Origin of the sequence: Phenylobacterium sp. (assembly GCF_031412415.1) — a bacterium.
GTDB lineage: Bacteria > Pseudomonadota > Alphaproteobacteria > Caulobacterales > Caulobacteraceae > Phenylobacterium.
Map to the genome: position 1 here is coordinate 1 of NZ_JANOCX010000212.1, position 15663 is coordinate 15663.

Sequence of the window (15663 nt, forward strand, 5' to 3'; positions counted from 1 at the left end):
GTGTACATGGGCTGGCCGAACAGGTCCTTGCCCTGGTAGGTCGAGCCGGCCGGCGCCGGCTGGGCGCCCGCCGTTCCCGCCGCCAGCATCGCCACGGCGACCGTGACGCTCGCCAGGGCCAGCTTCAGTCCGTTCATCGAAATCCCTCCCAATACTTGATACGCGCGCGTCATCTCATCCGACCACGTCGCGATAGAGCCGCCGCACGTTGGTGCCCATCAGCTTGTCGATCTGCGCCTGGCTGTAGCCGCGCTTGCGAAGGTCGTCGCGGACGACGTCCATGCGGCGCGGGCCGTTCATCCCCTGCAGGTACAGGGGCCAGTCGTCCGGCTTGATCTGCGAGCCTTCCTCCTGGAGCAGGATGCGCAGCTCCTCCTCCGTGTCCGGAATGACCCGGTGGTCGCGATCGCTGCCGATGCAGACATGGTCGATCCCGGCGACCTTCACCGCATGATCGATGTGGTCGAAGTAGAAATGCCGGTTGTCGGTCTTGGCGCTGGTCAGGAAGGTCCGGATCTGGGTCATGCCCACCAGGCCGCCTTTCTGCGCGGTGGCGCGCAGGTTCTCGTCTGTGGTGTTGCGGCGGTGGTTCCAAAGGGCCTTGCAGGCGGTGTGGGAGATGATCGGCGGCCGCTTCGAAGCGGCGATGGCGCCGGCCATGGTGGTCATCCCGGCATGGGAAAGGTCCAGCAGGACCCGATCCTGCTCCAGCCGCGCGATCAGGTCGTGGCCGAACGGCGTCAGGCCGGGATCGGCTTCGACGAAGCAGCCAGCGCCCGAGCGGTTGAGGTCGTTGTAGGTCAGCTGGATGCTGGCCACGCCGCGCTCGCGCAAGGCGGCGATGGCGGCGAAGTCGGCCTCGACCGGGGTCGAGTTCTGCAGGTTATAGAAGACGGCGATCTTCCGCTCGGCCGCGGCGCGATCAACGTCGGCGGCGGCCTTGGCCCGGATGAAGTAGGTCGGGTGAGCATCGTAATAGCGGTCGTACACGTCGAGGTCGGCGTGGGTCTGGGCGAGCGACTTGGCGGCCTCCACCTTGGGGTCGGTGATCGTGACGCCGATGGCGCGGGTGCCGGTGGCGAGGATCTGGTCCAGCAGGGCGGGCGTGTAGACCGTCCGCATCTCGCCCAGGGCGTCGAAGACAACGGCCGGCTCGGTCGCCGACCAGCCGCGGGAGGCGGTCGCCAGGACCATCCCCACCGTCGCAGCGCCAAGCAAAGCCCTTCGCGTCGTCATCGCGCCCCCCAATGGAAAGGCGCACGCCCTCCCTATCGGCGACGGCAAACTGTAACGCGAATGCCCCGCCTTCCTTTACATAATAGAACGCCGACTTTCGCTTTTGGCAAGGGTTCTATGCAGAAATGTAAAATTTTGGTGGCTGTAGCCTGACAATATGGAAGGGTCGCTGTCACCGCTCCAGCACGGCGAGGGCGCAAGGCCTTGTCCTACTGGGAGAAGTTCTCGGACAGCACCATGTAGGTCTGGGTGCGGGAGACGCCGTCGATCAGTTCGATCCCGTGCAGTATGGCCTCGAGGTCCTCGTACTGGCCGGCCTCCAACTCCACGATCACGTCGAACTCCCCCGTGACGGTACAAACGAACTTCACTGTGGGGAACTGCTTGATGACCTCGAGGATATCCACCGACTTCCGGGGCTCGCGGTTGAGCAGCACATAGGCGCGGATCGGGGCGTTGGCGAAGGTCGGCTTGAGGTCGACCGTGTATCGGCTGATCGCCACTTCCTCGAGCTTCTTCATCATGTTCTGAAGCGTAGGACGGCTCACGCCCAGCTCGCGCGCTAGGTCGGTGACGCTCTTGCGCGCGTCCTCGCGAAGAAGCTGCAAAAGCTCTTGCTCGCGCTTGGTGAGAGTCGTCATGCGGAGTCTCGTATCCCTTGGTGGTCCGCGCCGCCCCGACGCGTTGCAAAGTTCTAGTCCGCAATTTCCAGGACGGAAAATCGTCATCAAGCGGTTCTGACGATTTGATCAAGAAATTTGCAATTTGCAAAGCTCAATGCCGTATGTAGAAGCAATCTGATAAGCAGGACGCCGCTGGCGTCGAATTCCGGATCGCTCAGTTCATGTCCTTCGGCGCGTTCAAGACCCTTCCCGATTCCGCCTCCGTCAGAACCGATTTCGTAAAGCCAGCCGCGCGGTCGGCGGCGGTCGAGGCGTTTTTCGGCGACCTTCCGCATGGCGACTTGGCCGTGATAAGCCCTGTCGACGGCTCGCTGCTGGCCCGGCTGCAGAGCGACGCACCGGATGAGATCGAGGCCAAGCTGACCGCGTCGGCCGCAGCCTTCGCGGTCTGGCGCCGGGTCCCCGCCCCCCGGCGTGGCGAGCTGGTTCGCCGGTTCGGCGAGAGCCTGCGCGAGGCCAAGGCTGATCTGGCGCAACTGGTCACCCTGGAGTGCGGCAAGGTGACCAGCGAAGCCCTGGGCGAGGTCCAGGAGATGATCGACATCTGCGACTTCGCCGTTGGCCTGTCGCGCCAGCTCCACGGCCTGACCATCGCGTCGGAGCGGCCCAGCCATCGGATGTCCGAGACCTGGCATCCCGCGGGGCCGGTGGGGGTGATCAGCGCCTTCAACTTCCCGGTGGCGGTCTGGGCCTGGAACGCGGCCCTGGCCCTGGTCTGCGGCGACAGCGTGGTCTGGAAGCCGTCGGAAAAGACCCCGCTGACGGCGGTCGCCTGCAAGGCGCTGTTCGATCAGGTGGCGCGGGACTTCGATGAGGCGCCGGACGGCCTGGTCGAGGTGATCATCGGCGACCGGGCGGCCGGCGAGACCATGGCCGACGATCGGCGCCTGACGGTGATCAGCGCAACGGGCAGCACCCGCATGGGGCGCGAGCTGGCGCCCCGGGTAGCCGCGCGATTCGGCCGCGCGATCCTCGAGTTGGGCGGGAACAACGCCGTGATTGTCGCACCCAGCGCGAACCTGGACTTGGCCCTGCGCGCCATCGTCTTCGGCGCGGCCGGAACGGCGGGCCAGCGTTGCACCACGACGCGCCGGCTGTTCGTCCATGAGTCGCTTCGTGACGAGTTGGTCGGCCGCCTGAAGCGCGCCTACGCCTCCCTGCCCGTCGGCGACCCCTTCGAGCCCGAAACCCTGGTGGGTCCCTTGATCGACGAAACCGCCTATCGCGCCATGCAGACCGCCCTGGCCGAGGCCCGGGAACACGGCGCCCAGGTTCACGGCGGTGAGCGGGTCCTGTCGACCGAGTATCCGGACGCGTTCTACGTCCGCCCGGCCCTCGTCGAGCTCCACGCGCCGGACGCCAATGTCATGACCGAGACCTTCGCGCCGATCCTGTTCGTCATGACCTATCGCGATCTGGACGACGCCATCGCCCGCAACAACGCCGCGCCCCAGGGCTTGTCGGCCTCGATCTTCACCAACGACCTGCGAGAGGCTGAGCTGTTCACCTGCGCGGTGGGATCGGATACCGGCATCGCCAACGTGAACCTCGGCACCTCCGGAGCGGAGATAGGCGGAGCGTTTGGCGGCGAAAAGGAAACCGGCGGCGGGCGCAAGTCGGGGTCCGACGCCTGGAAGGCCTACATGCGCCGCCAAACCCAGACCACGAACTACGGCGCCGACCTGCCCCTGGCCCAGGGCGTGGAGTTCGCCCTCTAAACCTGATCGTTCCCGAAGCCGACGTCGCGGCGGGCCGTGACGATGGTGACGATGAACCCCGCCAGGACGTCCAGCAGCACCATCAGGGTCAGCAGGAAGAAGGTCGAGGTCGCGAAGGCCGGGGCCAACAGGAACTCCACCAAGCAGGCGACGAACAGCAGCATCGAGAGCGCGTGGTTGACGATGGCGGTGCGCCGGCTGGTGGTGGATTTCAGCAGTTCGATGAACAGCACGATCAGGCCCGCCGCCATCAAGATGTCGCCCAGGTTCACCGGCCATTCGACCTTCGAGGTCATGGCGATGCCGAACAGGGGTTCGGTCAGGCGGATGCTGGCCTCAACCGAATTGAACCCGCCCGCCAAGGTCAGCGCGATCAGATTGTAGGCGAGCACCGGCAGGAGCAGCAGCGGCAAGGCGGCGAACATTTGGCATCCCCCCCGATTGGGACAGCCATGAAATTCCGCTGTTTCGCCGGTCGCGGCAAGCCGGAGGCTAAAGCTCCTCCACCGCGCCCGGCAGGCGCGCCCGCGACTGGAGCCAGATGACGCCCAGCAGGTCCGACAGAGAGGCCCAGAGCCGGCCGAGGTTGGTGTATTTCGACACCCCTGTCTGGCGGTGGCGATGGTTCACCGGCCGGAAGTCGACCTGATAGCCCTCGCGCATCATCAGCGCGGGCAGGTAGCGGTGGATGTGGTCGAAATAGGGAAGTCGCAGGAAGGCCTCGCGTCGGAAGGCCTTCAGCCCGCAGCCGGTGTCGTTGGCCGTGTCCTTGAGCAGCGCCTTGCGCACCCCGTTGCCGAACTTCGAGGCGATCTTCTTGGCCTGGCTGTCCTGGCGCTTGACCCGCTCCCCGCCCACCATCACCAGCTCGGCGGGACCGGCCAGCAGGGCGTCCACCAGCTTTGGGCCGTCGGCCGGATCGTTCTGTCCGTCGCCGTCCAGGGTCAGGATGATGTCGCCCCGCGCCGCCAGGATCCCGGTGCGAATCGAACGGCTCTGGCCGGAATTGGCGGTGTGGGTCAGGACCCGGAGCTGCGGGATGGAGGGCTTCAGCGCCATCAGCGCCGCGCGGGTCGCGTCGCGGCTGCGATCGTCGACGAAGACGATCTCGAAGCTGCGGCCCGCGAAGGCCTGGGCGATCTCGCGAGCGAGCTCGGGCGCCGCGCCCTCCTCGTCGAAGACAGGGACGACGACGGAAATGTCGGGCTTGATGTCGGCCATGTCTCTCCATAGCGGAAAAGTCGGCGCGCGAAAGGATCGTGCTATCAACGCGGCCATGAGTCTCGAAGCGGTCCTTGAGAGGTATGGCCGCGGCTGGCGGGGTCCCGCCATCGCCGCCCTGGTCGCCTTCCTGGCCGGCCTGCCCGGCGTCTTCACCATGCCGCCGCTGGATCGCGACGAGAGCCGATTCGCCCAGGCCACGGCCCAGATGCTTGAGACCGGCGAATTCATCGTCATCCGCTTCCAGGACGAGCCGCGCTTCAAGAAGCCCGTCGGCATCCACTGGCTACAGGCCGGCAGCGTGGCGTTGTTCTCCCAGGCCGAGGATCGCGAGATCTGGGCCTATCGCCTGCCCTCCTTGTTGGGCGCCATGTTGGCGGCGGCGGCCTGCGCCTGGGGCGCGGCGGTCTTCTTCGGCGGTCCGACAGGCCTGCTGGCCGGCGCCCTGCTTGGCGCGACCTTCCTGCTCTCCACCGAGGCCTTCATCGCCAAGACCGACGCGGTGCTGGCCGGAACCACGACGCTGGCCATGGCCGCCCTGGCGCGGATCTATGCCGCCAGTCGCGAGGGGGGCCGGGCGGGACGCCTGACCCGGCTGCTGTTCTGGCTGGGCCTCTCGGCCTCGATCCTGGTCAAGGGGCCCGTCGGCCTGATGGTGGTGGTCCTGACCGCCCTGGCGCTTAGCGCCTGGGACCGCAGGTGGCGCTGGCTGAAGGACCTGGGATGGGTCTGGGGCCTGATCATCCTGGCCGCCGTCGTGGGACCCTGGGCCGGGGCGGTGACGGTGGCGACCGACGGGACCTTCTGGACCACCGCCTTCGGCGCGGACTTCGCGCCAAAGCTGGTGGGCGGCCAGGAAAGCCACGGCGCGCCGCCCGGCTATCACACCCTCCTGGCCCCGTTCCTGATCTTCCCCGGCGCCCTGCTGCTGCCCGCCGCCCTGGTGCTGGGCTGGCGTCATCGCGACGAGCCGGGGGTGCGCTTCGCGCTGTGCTGGCTGGTCCCCGCCTGGATCGTGTTCGAGGCGACGCCCACCAAGCTGGTGCACTACACCCTGCCCACCTACGGCGCCCTGACCTGGCTGATGGCGCTGGCGGTCATGCGCGCGCCGCTGGGGCCGATTGTCCGCTGGGCTGGCGTGGCCCTGTCGATCCTGGCGGGCGGCGTCCTGGCGGCCGGGGTGATCTATCTGCTGGTCCTCTACGGCGACGCCCGGGACCTGCCGGCGGCCGTGCCCACGGCCCTGTTGCTGGGCGGCGCGGGCTTGGCCGGCGCCTACCTGCTGTGGCGCGGCAAGACCTCGCGCGCCGTCGCCGCGGCGGGCGTGCTCACCGTGCTTGGCCACGGCGTCTTCGCCGCCGCCTTCGCCCCCGGCCTGGCGCCGCTGTGGCTCTCGGCCCGCACCGAGCGCGCGCTCTCCGACGCCCGCCTGCTGCCACGACAGGGCATCGCCCCGGCGCCGGTGGCCGTCGCCGGCTACGCCGAACCCAGCCTGGTCTTCGCGCTCGGCACCCCCACGGACCTTGGCGGCGTGCGCGAGGCCGTCGACGCCCTGGAGGAACAACGCCCGGCGGTGATCGAGGGCCGCGAGCAGGCCGCCTTCGAGGCCGAGATCGTGGCCCGCCGGGTGCGCGCCCGAGAGATCGCCAGGATCGAGGGCCTGGACTATTCCAACGGCGACGAGACCACCTTGCGCCTCTACGCCCCCGTCCCATCTGTGAGCCCATGAGCAGCCGCTTCATCCAGATCGTCGAGGTCGGCCCTCGCGACGGCCTTCAGAACGAAAAGACGGTGCTCGACACCGACCAGAAGCTGGACTTCATCGCCCGCTTGGACGCCGCCGGCGCCAAGCGGATGGAGGTGGTGTCCTTCGTCAATCCCAAGCGCGTGCCCCAGATGGCCGGCGCCGAGGAAGTTATGGCCGGCATGGCCCCCGCCGCGGGTCTCTCCCGCATCGGGCTGGTGCTGAACATGCGCGGCTGGGAGCGAGCGGTGGCCGGCGGCTGCGACGAGGCCAATGTGGTGGTCTGCTCCTCCGACGGCTTCGGAATCCGAAATCAAGGCGCCAACGTCGCCGAACAGATCGCGGCCATGCACGCCATCGCCCAGCGCAGGGCCGCCGAGGGGGGTCCGCCGATCTCGGTCACCTTCTCCACCGCCTTCGGTTGCCCGTTCGACGGGGAGGTTTCGCAGGATCAGGTCGTGGCCCTGGCTCGCGAGGCCGCCGCAGCCCAGGTCGCCGAGATCGCGCTGGCCGACACGATCGGCGTGGCCGACCCCTGGATGGTGCGCGCGCGCGTCGAGGCGGTGCGCCAGGTGACCGGCGACATACCCCTGCGTCTGCATTTCCATGACACCCGCAACACCGGCCTGGCCAACGCCTATGCCGGGGTCGAGGCGGGCGTGACGATCCTCGACGCCAGTTGCGGCGGCCTGGGCGGTTGCCCGTTCGCGCCGGAAGCCACCGGCAATATCGGCACCGAAGACCTGGTCTATATGCTGGAGCGCGCCGGCTTCGAGACTGGCTACGACATCGGTAAGCTGATCGAGACCGCCAAGTGGATGTCGGGAATTCTAGGCAAGCCGCCCGCCGCGTCGGTCAGCCGCGCGGGAGTTTTCCCCGCCTAGACCTTCTCGGCCACCCAGAGGTCCTGGGTCCCGTCATAGTCCGACGGTGCACGCCAGCGGCCTTGATAGACCCGACGCACCCGCAGCCCCGCCGCTTCGATGGCGACGCTCAGCGCGGCCTTGCCGTGGCCGATGGAACGTTCCGGCGCCTGCGGATCGAACACACCGGAATCAGTCTCGAACGGCGTGAAGTCGAACAGCCCGGGGCTGCTACGGCCGTCGTTGAGCGTGAACGCGGTGAAGGCCAACCGCCCACCGGGCCTCAGCACACGTCCCGCCTCGGCGAGATAGCTGCGGACGCCGGCCAACCGCATGTGGGTGAAGACCGACATGGCGAAGGCCACGTCGATGCTGGCGTCGTCGGCCGGGAACCGCACGTCGGCCTCGGCGACCCGGCCCGTGGGATTGTAGTCGCCGTTCCAGACGTCGAGATGCACGAAGGCGACGCAGGCCTCGCGCCGGAAGTGCCGCTGGCACATCGCCACGCCCACCCTGGACACGTCGAAGCCCAGATAGCGCCCGCCGCCGGGGCCCAGAAAATGAGCCAACGGCCCGGCGGCGCGCCCGGTCCCGCAACCGATGTCCAGAACCTGGTCCTGGGCGGTCAGGTCCGCGTGATCGCGCAGGATCCGCAGGGTGTGCTCGCCGACCTCGCGATAATCGCCGCCGCCGACATTGTGCAGCATGTGCAGCGGCTCGCCGCGCCGGCTGGGATCGCGCAGGCGCAGCGGCAGGGTCTTCACATCCAGGAAGGCCCCGGCCACCGAACGGCGAAAGCCGCCGGGCGCGAGGTTCGCCAGCCTGCGAAGGACAGAGGTCGCCATGAGCTAGAGGCCCACGACGCGGGCCGTCAGGCCGCGCGGCCGCGGAAGCGCCACATCACCGGCCGCGCCACCGCCGTGCAGACGATCAGCGGCGACAGCAGCCAGGCCGCGATCCGCTCGCCCAGGTTCTCGGCGCGCTTGCGGAAGTAGCGCGCCAGGCCGACGCCCTTGTGGAACTCGACCCGCACGGGGCTGGCGTGACTTGTGTGACCCAGATGAATCACCTCGGCCTTGGGCTGGAACAGCACGTCGCCGCCCGCCTGACGCACGCGCCAGCATAGGTCGACATCCTCGACATGCAGGAAATAGCCTTCGTCGAACCCATCGAGGGCGTTGAAGTCCTCGCGGCGCATGCAGAAGCAGGCGCCGGAAATGGTGGGGACGGCGGCCACCGCGTCCGGGGCCGTGTCGTTCTCCCAATGCACCTCATAGCGCCGCCAGGCCGGAACATGCTGGGCCAGGTGCGAGAGGCTGAGCAGGGCGCTCATCGGCGTGATGTCGCCGCGCCGCGCGCCGCGCTGTTCGGTGCGATCGGCGTTCAGCACCCGGCCGCCCACGATGCAGGGCGCGGGCCGACCCTCGATGGCGCGAACTAGCTCGGCGATGGCGCCCGGCTGCAGGAAGGCGTCGGGATTGAGGAAGACCAGCACGTCGCCGTGCGCCTTGCTCGCGCCAAGATTGGCGCCGCGGGCGAAGCCGACATTGCCGTGACCGACCACCAGGCGAACCCGGCCGTCGCGCTCGGCCAGACCCTTGAGGCGGGCGGCCTCGGTCCGGGTCGAGCCGTTGTCCACGACGACGAGTTCGTCCACGAGCGGATCGGCCAGGACGCAATGCAGGCTTTGCTCGAGCGCCTCGCCGGTCATGTAGACGACCATCACCACCGAAACCTTGCGGCGGGGCTTCAGGAAGTCCTGCGTCGGCGAGGGTTCGTAGGCGACGATCGGTGCGGCGATGCCGTTCATCCAGCCTCCCCGGCCCCGACCGCGCCGCGACCCGCAGCGGTCTGACCCATGGCGTAACGAGCAACATCAGGCGCGTCGGCTTCCATGGCAAGCATCTTCACAGCCTCGGTCAGGCTCAGAATCTGCTGTCCGTCCGAACCAAGGCGCCGCAACGCCACCTTGCCTTCTTCGGCCTCACGCCGGCCGACCACGGCGATGACCGGGGTCTTGGCCAGGCTGTGCTCGCGCACCTTGTAGTTGATCTTCTCGTTCTTCAGGTCGGTCTCCACGCGCAGCCCTGCCGCCTTCAACGCATGAGCGACCTCTAAGGCGTAATCATTCGCGTCCGACGTAATTGTGGCGACCACGACCTGGGTCGGCGCCAGCCACAGAGGGAACGACCCGGCGTAGTTCTCGATCACCACGCCGATGAAGCGTTCCATGGAGCCGCAGATGGCCCGATGCAGCATGACCGGCCGCTGCTTGGAGCCGTCCTCGGCGATATATTCCGCCTCCAGCCGCTCGGGCAGCACGAAGTCGAGTTGCAGGGTGCCGCACTGCCACGTCCGACCGATGGCGTCGCTCAGGTGGAACTCGAGCTTCGGGCCGTAGAACGCCCCTTCGCCGGGAAGATGCTCGACCTGCATGTTCACCGCCTGGCGGGCGGCGCGGTCCAGCTTGTCCTCGGCGATGTCCCACACCTCGTCCGTGCCCGCGCGCAGGTCGGGCCGCAGGGCCAGCTTCACGCTATGCAGTTCCAGGCCGAAGTCGGCATAGATCGAGTTCAGCAGGCGCACGAACTTCGTCGTCTCCTCCTCGATCTGGTCCTCGCGGCAGAAAATGTGGGCGTCGTCCTGGGTGAAGGCGCGCAGCCGCATGATCCCGTGCAGGGCGCCCGACGGCTCGAACCGGTGGCACGCGCCGAACTCCGCCATGCGCAGCGGCAGGTCGCGATAGGATTTCTGGCCGAAGTTGAAAATCTGCACGTGTCCCGGACAGTTCATCGGTTTAACGGCCAGCTCTTCGCCTTCCGTCGTTTCGCACGTGAACATGTTCGCGCCGAACTTTTCCCAGTGTCCGGACTTCTCCCACAGGGCGCGGTCCATGATCTGCGGCGCCTTAACCTCCACATAGCCGTCGACGTCCAACCGGCGGCGCATATAGGCCTCCACCGTGCGGTAGAGCGTCCAGCCCTTGGGGTGCCAGAAGATCATGCCCTTGGCCTCTTCCTGCAGGTGGAAGAGGTCCATCGCCCGGCCGATCTTGCGGTGGTCACGCTTCTCGGCTTCCTCCAGACGATGGAGGTAGGCCTCCAGGTCGGCCTCGTTGGCCCAGGCCGTCCCGTAGATGCGCTGGAGCTGGGCGTTACGGTGATCGCCCCGCCAATAGGCGCCGGCCAGCTTCGTCAGCTTGAAGGCCTTGCCCACGTGCTTGGTCGAGGGCAGGTGCGGACCCAGGCACAGGTCCTTCCACTGGCCCTGGCGATAGACGCTGATCTCCTCGCCGACCGGCAGGTCGGAGATGATCTCGGCCTTGTAGGCCTCGCCGATCTCCTTGAAGTGGGCGATCGCCTCGTCGCGGTCCCAGACTTCGCGCACGATCTTCTCGTCGCGGTCGACGATCTCCTTCATGCGCTGCTCGATCGTCGCCAGATCGTCCAGGCTGAACGGCGTGTCGCGGGCGAAGTCGTAGTAGAAGCCGTCATCGATCGCCGGGCCGATGGTCACTTGCGTGCCGGGGAACAGCTCCTGCACCGCCTGCGCCATCACGTGGCTGGCGTCGTGGCGGATGGTGTCGAGGGCCTCGGCGCTGTCGCGCGTCAGGATCTCGAAGGCGCCGCCCGCGGGCAGCGGCCTATCCAGATCGTAGAGCGCGCCATCCAGCTTGATCAGCAGGGCGCGCTTCTCCAGCGACTTTGCGATGGAGGCGGCGACGTCACGGCCCGTGGCGCCATCGTCGTATTGGCGTTTGGAGCCGTCGGGGAAAATCAGGTCGATCATGATTCACATATCCAGTTCCGCGCCGCCGACCCTGGTCCTTTGGGGGCCTTGCCACGCGGTTGGGGGACCGGGTCATAGCCCGAACCTCCCCAGGGATTGCAGCGACACAGTCTCCGGGCCGCGAGCCATGAGCCGCGCCAGGGACCGTGACCGATCAGGGCGTCCGCCGCATATTCCGAACAGGTCGGAAGAAACCGGCATTGGCGCCCGATCAGGGGCGAGAGCGTCAGCTTGTAGGCGCGAAGCGCGCCTTTGACGCAGGTTTCATAAAGGGTCATGCCGGCTCGCGGACTTGCGATTCAATCGCAGCGATTACGCCGAGCTAGATCGGGGATCAAGCCGCGCCGGCGCGGCTAGTTCGCGCGGTCGCCTTGCGGACAGCGTCGACCACCGCCTCGAACGCCAGCAGCGTCGAGGCATGTCGGGCGGGATAGTCCTTCACCGGGGCGAGCATTGAGAGATCCGAAAAGCGTCCTGCGGGCGGAGGTCCGCCGTCCTTGAGCATAGCGCGAAAGCCCTCGCGGGCCAACTCCAGCTCCTCAAGGCTCGCGCCAATCACGTTGGCGCCCAGCACCGAGGCCGAGGCCTGGCCCAGCGCGCAGGCCTTCACATCCTGGGCGAATTCGCTGACCACGTCGTCTTCGACCACAACATCGACCACGACCCGGCTGCCGCACAGCTTGGCGATTTTCTCCGAGCTGGCGTCCGGCGCGGCCAGCCGCCCGGCGTGCGGCAGGTTGGCCGCCAGCTTCAGCAGCTTGGCCGAATAGAGGTCGTCGATCATGAGCTGGATGTAGGCGTCCCGCCGGCCGCGCGCCATGCGGCCTCGGACCGCGCCTTCAGCGCCTCGTTCATGGCTTTGAAGCCGTTGTGCACCTTGCGGCCCACCTTCTTGACCACCCGCGGCCCCAGCAGCCCGCCGAACAGCTCGCCGTTGGAGACGATGCAGCTCGCCGCATCCAGGATCTCGATCTCGATGAACCGGGTGTTGTTCACCAGCCCGCCCATCATCTTCAGCTTCCAGTGGAGCTGGTCGTTGGGCACCCATTCCAGGACCACCGGCTTGATCACCTGCGGCGGCTCATCTTCCAGCACCATGGTCAGGGTAAGCTCGGACCCGATCCGCACCTGACCCTCGGCCTTCACATAGAGCGGGTTCCAGTCGGCCCAGCCCTCGAGATTGTAGATCAGGTCCCAGATCACATCGGCCGGCGCATTCACCCCGATCCGATGCTCCACCCGCACGCCGCTTGGCCCTGAGGCCTTGGGCGCCACGTTGAACGTGAACCCCGCCGCCGGGGTGAAAGTCTTGGGTCGGTTCTGATTCAGTCCAGGCATCAGGCCTGCTCCTTGATCCGCCAGGTCGCCCCCGTCGGCCCGTCCATCACCTCTACATTCAACGCGGTGAGTTCGTCACGGATGCGGTCGGCGGCGGCCCAGTCTTTCGCGGCGCGGGCTTCGATGCGCTGGGCGATCAGACCGTCGATGCGATCCTTTATGCCTTCGTCGACGCCGCCCTGGAACCAGGCCTCGGGATCGCCGGCCAGGAAGCCGATCAGGTTGGCGGCCTCCAGCAGGACCAGGCGGTGATAGCGCGCCTCGCCCTCCGCGCCGTCGCGGATAGCCAGGCGCAGGCGGTCGGCCAGCTCGAACAGCGCGGCGAAGGCGGCCGGCGTGTTGAGGTCGTCGTTCAGGGCGGCCATGAACCGCTCGGTGTCGGGATTGACGCCGGCGTCATAGCCCTTGGCTTCCGGCGCAGTCGCCGTGTCGCCCAGGAAGCGGTTGGCGTCCTGGACGGCGCCATAGAGCCGGTCCAGGGCCTTCTTCGACTGCTCGATCAGCTCGCCGGTCCATTCCAGCGGCGCGCGGTAGTGGCCGACCAGCAGCGCCCAGCGCAGGGCCTCGCCCGGCGCCTGCTTCACCAGGTCGTGGACCAGGACCACATTGCCCAGGCTCTTGGACATCTTCTCGTCGCCGAAGTTCAGGAAGCCGTTGTGCATCCAGTAGTTGGCGTAGCCGACGCTGTGGTCGTGACCGGCGCAGAGGCCCTGGGCCATCTCGTTCTCATGGTGGGGGAATAGCAGGTCGATGCCGCCGCCATGGATGTCGATGGGCAGGCCCAGGCTCTGCTCGATCATGGCGGAGCACTCGATATGCCAGCCCGGACGGCCCGCGCCCCAGGGACTCTCCCAGACCGGCTCGTTCTCCTTGCTGGGCTTCCACAGCACGAAGTCGGCGGGGTGCTGCTTGTAGGGCGCTACGTCGACCCGGGCGCCGGCGATCATGTCGTCCATCGGCTGGCGCGAGAGCTTGCCGTAGTCGGCAAAGGTCTGGGTGTTGAACAGCACATGGCCCTCGGCGGCGTAGGCCGACTTGTTGTCCACCAGGCGACCGATCATGGCGACGATGGCGTCCATGGTCTGGGTGGCGCGCGGCTGCTCGGTCGGCCGCAGGGCGCCCAGCACCGCCATGTCGGCGTTGTAGATGTCCAGATAGCGCTGGGTGATCACGTCGATCGGCACGCCCTCGTCGGCGGCCTTCTTGTTGATCTTGTCGTCCACGTCGGTGACGTTGGCCGCGTAGATCACGCTGTCCTCGCCATAGAGATGGCGCAGCAGACGGAACAGGACGTCGAACACCACCACCGGCCGGGCGTTGCCGATGTGGGCGTAGTTGTAGACCGTCGGCCCGCACACATACATCGTCACCCGGCTGGGATCCTTGGGGACGAAGGCCCGCTTTTCGCGGGTCATGGTGTCGTAGAGAGCGAGGGTCATCGGGTGCTTTTGAAAAAGTGACGCTGGGTAACGGTTGCCGGACTTGGCCTTGGCCCCATATACAGATCGGCACGGCGGTAGGCCACGGTTGCGTCCGTGAAGCTTGACTGTCCGTAGATGGGTGACACGCGTCATTTCCGGGGCCATCGCCCCGGCGCAACTCAGGCCCCGGAAAGAACCGCTCTCACATGGACGCTCCAAGCCGCGACCGAACCCTGATCGGGCGAGCCGATCTTGATCTTGAAGCCGTGAAGCGCCCGACGCGCGAAGAGGCTATGGAGGCTGTGCGCACGCTCATCGCGTGGGCCGGCGACGATCCGCGCCGCGAAGGCGTGATCGACACGCCCAAGCGGGTGGTCGACGCCTATGGCGAATGGTTCGAGGGCTACAACCTCGATCCCGCCAAGGAACTCTCGCGCACCTTCGAGGACGTGCAGGGCTATGACGACATCGTCATGCTGCGCGAGATCGAGGTGGAGAGCCACTGCGAGCACCACATGGCCCCGTTCCTGGGCAAGGCCTACGTGGCCTACATGCCGACGAACCGGGTGGTGGGCATCTCCAAGCTGGCCAAGGTGGTCGAAATCTTCGCCCGCCGTCTCCAGACCCAGGAGACCATGACCCAGCAGATCGCCGACGCCATCACCGACAGCCTGCGCCCCGCCGGCGTCGCCGTGCTGATCGACGCGGCTCACCAGTGCATGACCACCCGCGGCGTCCACCACCGCCACGTGACGACGATCACCACCCAGTTCACGGGCGTGTTCAAGACCGACGCCACCTTGCGCCAGCGGTTCCTGGACTTCGTGAACCGCTAGGCCTTCTTCGGAAGCGTCGAGAGCAGCAGATTGGCCGTGGCCTCGGGCGAACCTTCGCCGGTGAGGGCCACGGCCACGAAGGCCTGAGTTTCCAGGGAATAGCCCACCACCGCCGAGGCGCCCGGCAGGCCGCCCGCGTGGCCCAGCCAGGTGTCGGTGGCGCGCGGGTCGCTGTCGGCCAGGTCGCTGACCATCACCCCCAGGCCATAGTAGGCCGGCCGGACCCCCAGCATTGGATAGAGCCGCTGGAATCGGCGCTGGGTGACCTGCGCCCCGTGCAGGCGGTTCGACAGCAGCGCCCGCCAGAATTTCACGACGTCGCCGGCTGACGCGGCCACGCCAGCAGCGGCGAAGGGCGTGGTCACATCGTCATCATTCTCGCTGGTCGCTCCAGGCGGGGCCAGAGGCGCCATGCCGGCCAGAACCTGGCGTGGCGCGAGGATGTCGGTCTCGCGCAGCTCCAGCCGTTCGACGATTCGGCCGCGCAGGGCGTCATGATAGGGCTTGGCGTCCACCGCCTCGATGATGCGGCCGAGATGCACATAGCCGGTGTTGCTGTAGCTCCAGGCCAGGCCGGGGCAAAAAGCCGCCGGCTGCGCGTTCGCCGCCGCCAGCAATTGCTCGGGCGGCTTGTACCCCGGCTGGGCGCGCAGGCCCGGGTCGCTCTGGAAGCTGTAGATCCCGCCGGTGTGGCCCAACAGGTCCTCCACAGTGATCCACGCGGCGTTGGGGGTCTCGGGCGCCCAGCGGTCCAGGGTCGCCTCCAGGCTGAGCTTGCCCTCCTCGACCATCTGCAGGATCGCCGTGGCCGCAT

At 67.5% G+C, this 15663-nt stretch carries 17 protein-coding genes; 4 read left to right on the forward strand and 13 right to left on the reverse strand.

Going from position 1 to position 15663, the window contains the following annotated elements; translation table 11 throughout:
• Positions 1-174 precede the first annotated feature (174 nt).
• The 3 genes from RMO04_RS10355 to RMO04_RS10365 form a co-directional block, all read right to left on the reverse strand.
• Positions 175-1236 (reverse strand): membrane dipeptidase, encoded by a 1062-nt coding sequence (locus RMO04_RS10355; protein WP_309644703.1) that lies wholly within the window; start codon positions 1234-1236, stop codon positions 175-177.
• 209 nt (positions 1237-1445) lie between these two features.
• A complete protein-coding gene (locus RMO04_RS10360; RefSeq protein ID WP_309644704.1) occupies positions 1446-1877 on the reverse strand; it encodes an Lrp/AsnC family transcriptional regulator in 432 nt (143 codons plus the stop codon).
• 86 nt (positions 1878-1963) lie between these two features.
• Positions 1964-2194, reverse strand: a complete 231-nt coding sequence (locus RMO04_RS10365) for a hypothetical protein (protein ID WP_309644705.1) — start codon at positions 2192-2194, stop codon at positions 1964-1966.
• Here RMO04_RS10365 and RMO04_RS10370 point away from each other — a divergent pair.
• A complete protein-coding gene (locus RMO04_RS10370; protein ID WP_405041489.1) occupies positions 2081-3637 on the forward strand; it encodes an aldehyde dehydrogenase family protein in 1557 nt (518 codons plus the stop codon). The two genes, RMO04_RS10365 and RMO04_RS10370, sit on opposite strands and share 114 nt — an antisense overlap.
• On the opposite strand, the gene RMO04_RS10375 is transcribed toward RMO04_RS10370, so the two are convergent.
• Positions 3634-4062, reverse strand: a complete 429-nt coding sequence (locus tag RMO04_RS10375; protein ID WP_309644707.1) for a hypothetical protein — start codon at positions 4060-4062, stop codon at positions 3634-3636. The genes RMO04_RS10370 and RMO04_RS10375 overlap by 4 nt on opposite strands.
• Before the next feature lie 67 nt (positions 4063-4129).
• Positions 4130-4858 carry a glycosyltransferase family 2 protein gene (locus RMO04_RS10380; RefSeq protein ID WP_309644708.1) on the reverse strand — a complete coding sequence of 243 codons (729 nt, stop codon included), beginning with the start codon at positions 4856-4858 and terminating at the stop codon, positions 4130-4132.
• Positions 4859-4913: 55 nt separating this feature from the next.
• Here RMO04_RS10380 and RMO04_RS10385 point away from each other — a divergent pair, with 55 nt between their 5' ends.
• Both RMO04_RS10385 and RMO04_RS10390 read left to right on the forward strand, forming a co-directional pair.
• Positions 4914-6587 (forward strand): glycosyltransferase family 39 protein, encoded by a 1674-nt coding sequence (locus RMO04_RS10385; RefSeq protein WP_309644709.1) that lies wholly within the window; start codon positions 4914-4916, stop codon positions 6585-6587.
• Entirely contained in the window at positions 6584-7486 is a 903-nt protein-coding gene (locus RMO04_RS10390; RefSeq protein WP_309644710.1) for a hydroxymethylglutaryl-CoA lyase, read from the forward strand. The genes RMO04_RS10385 and RMO04_RS10390 overlap by 4 nt, the downstream gene beginning before the upstream one ends.
• On the opposite strand, the gene RMO04_RS10395 is transcribed toward RMO04_RS10390, so the two are convergent.
• From RMO04_RS10395 to cysS, 7 genes are read right to left on the reverse strand one after another with little or no spacing between them, the layout of a single operon-like run.
• Positions 7483-8310: a class I SAM-dependent methyltransferase gene (locus RMO04_RS10395; RefSeq protein WP_309644711.1), complete on the reverse strand. Its 828-nt coding sequence runs from the start codon at positions 8308-8310 to the stop codon at positions 7483-7485. The genes RMO04_RS10390 and RMO04_RS10395 overlap by 4 nt on opposite strands.
• Before the next feature lie 26 nt (positions 8311-8336).
• The gene (locus RMO04_RS10400) at positions 8337-9275 is read right to left on the reverse strand and encodes a glycosyltransferase family 2 protein (RefSeq protein WP_309644712.1); all 939 of its coding nucleotides are present in this window, start codon (positions 9273-9275) and stop codon (positions 8337-8339) included.
• A complete protein-coding gene (thrS, locus tag RMO04_RS10405; protein ID WP_309644713.1) occupies positions 9272-11254 on the reverse strand; it encodes a threonine--tRNA ligase in 1983 nt (660 codons plus the stop codon). The genes RMO04_RS10400 and thrS overlap by 4 nt, the downstream gene beginning before the upstream one ends.
• A complete protein-coding gene (yidD, locus tag RMO04_RS10410; RefSeq protein WP_309644714.1) occupies positions 11251-11532 on the reverse strand; it encodes a membrane protein insertion efficiency factor YidD in 282 nt (93 codons plus the stop codon). Before yidD ends, thrS begins: the two co-directional genes overlap by 4 nt.
• A 56-nt stretch (positions 11533-11588) precedes the next feature.
• Complete coding sequence (locus RMO04_RS10415) at positions 11589-12038, reverse strand: iron-sulfur cluster assembly scaffold protein (RefSeq protein ID WP_309644719.1); 450 nt, start codon at positions 12036-12038, stop codon at positions 11589-11591.
• Positions 12035-12592, reverse strand: coding sequence for an SRPBCC domain-containing protein (locus tag RMO04_RS10420; protein ID WP_309644715.1), 558 nt, complete (start codon positions 12590-12592; stop codon positions 12035-12037). Before RMO04_RS10420 ends, RMO04_RS10415 begins: the two co-directional genes overlap by 4 nt.
• On the reverse strand, positions 12592-14031 hold the full coding sequence (gene cysS / locus RMO04_RS10425) for a cysteine--tRNA ligase (protein ID WP_309644716.1): 1440 nt from the start codon (positions 14029-14031) through the stop codon (positions 12592-12594). The genes RMO04_RS10420 and cysS overlap by 1 nt, the downstream gene beginning before the upstream one ends.
• A gap of 188 nt (positions 14032-14219) precedes the next feature.
• Here cysS and folE point away from each other — a divergent pair, with 188 nt between their 5' ends.
• Positions 14220-14849, forward strand: coding sequence for a GTP cyclohydrolase I FolE (gene folE, locus RMO04_RS10430; protein ID WP_309644717.1), 630 nt, complete (start codon positions 14220-14222; stop codon positions 14847-14849).
• On the opposite strand, the gene RMO04_RS10435 is transcribed toward folE, so the two are convergent.
• A partial coding sequence (locus tag RMO04_RS10435) for a serine hydrolase domain-containing protein (protein WP_309644718.1) occupies positions 14846-15663 on the reverse strand: 818 nt, incomplete at its 5' end. The genes folE and RMO04_RS10435 overlap by 4 nt on opposite strands.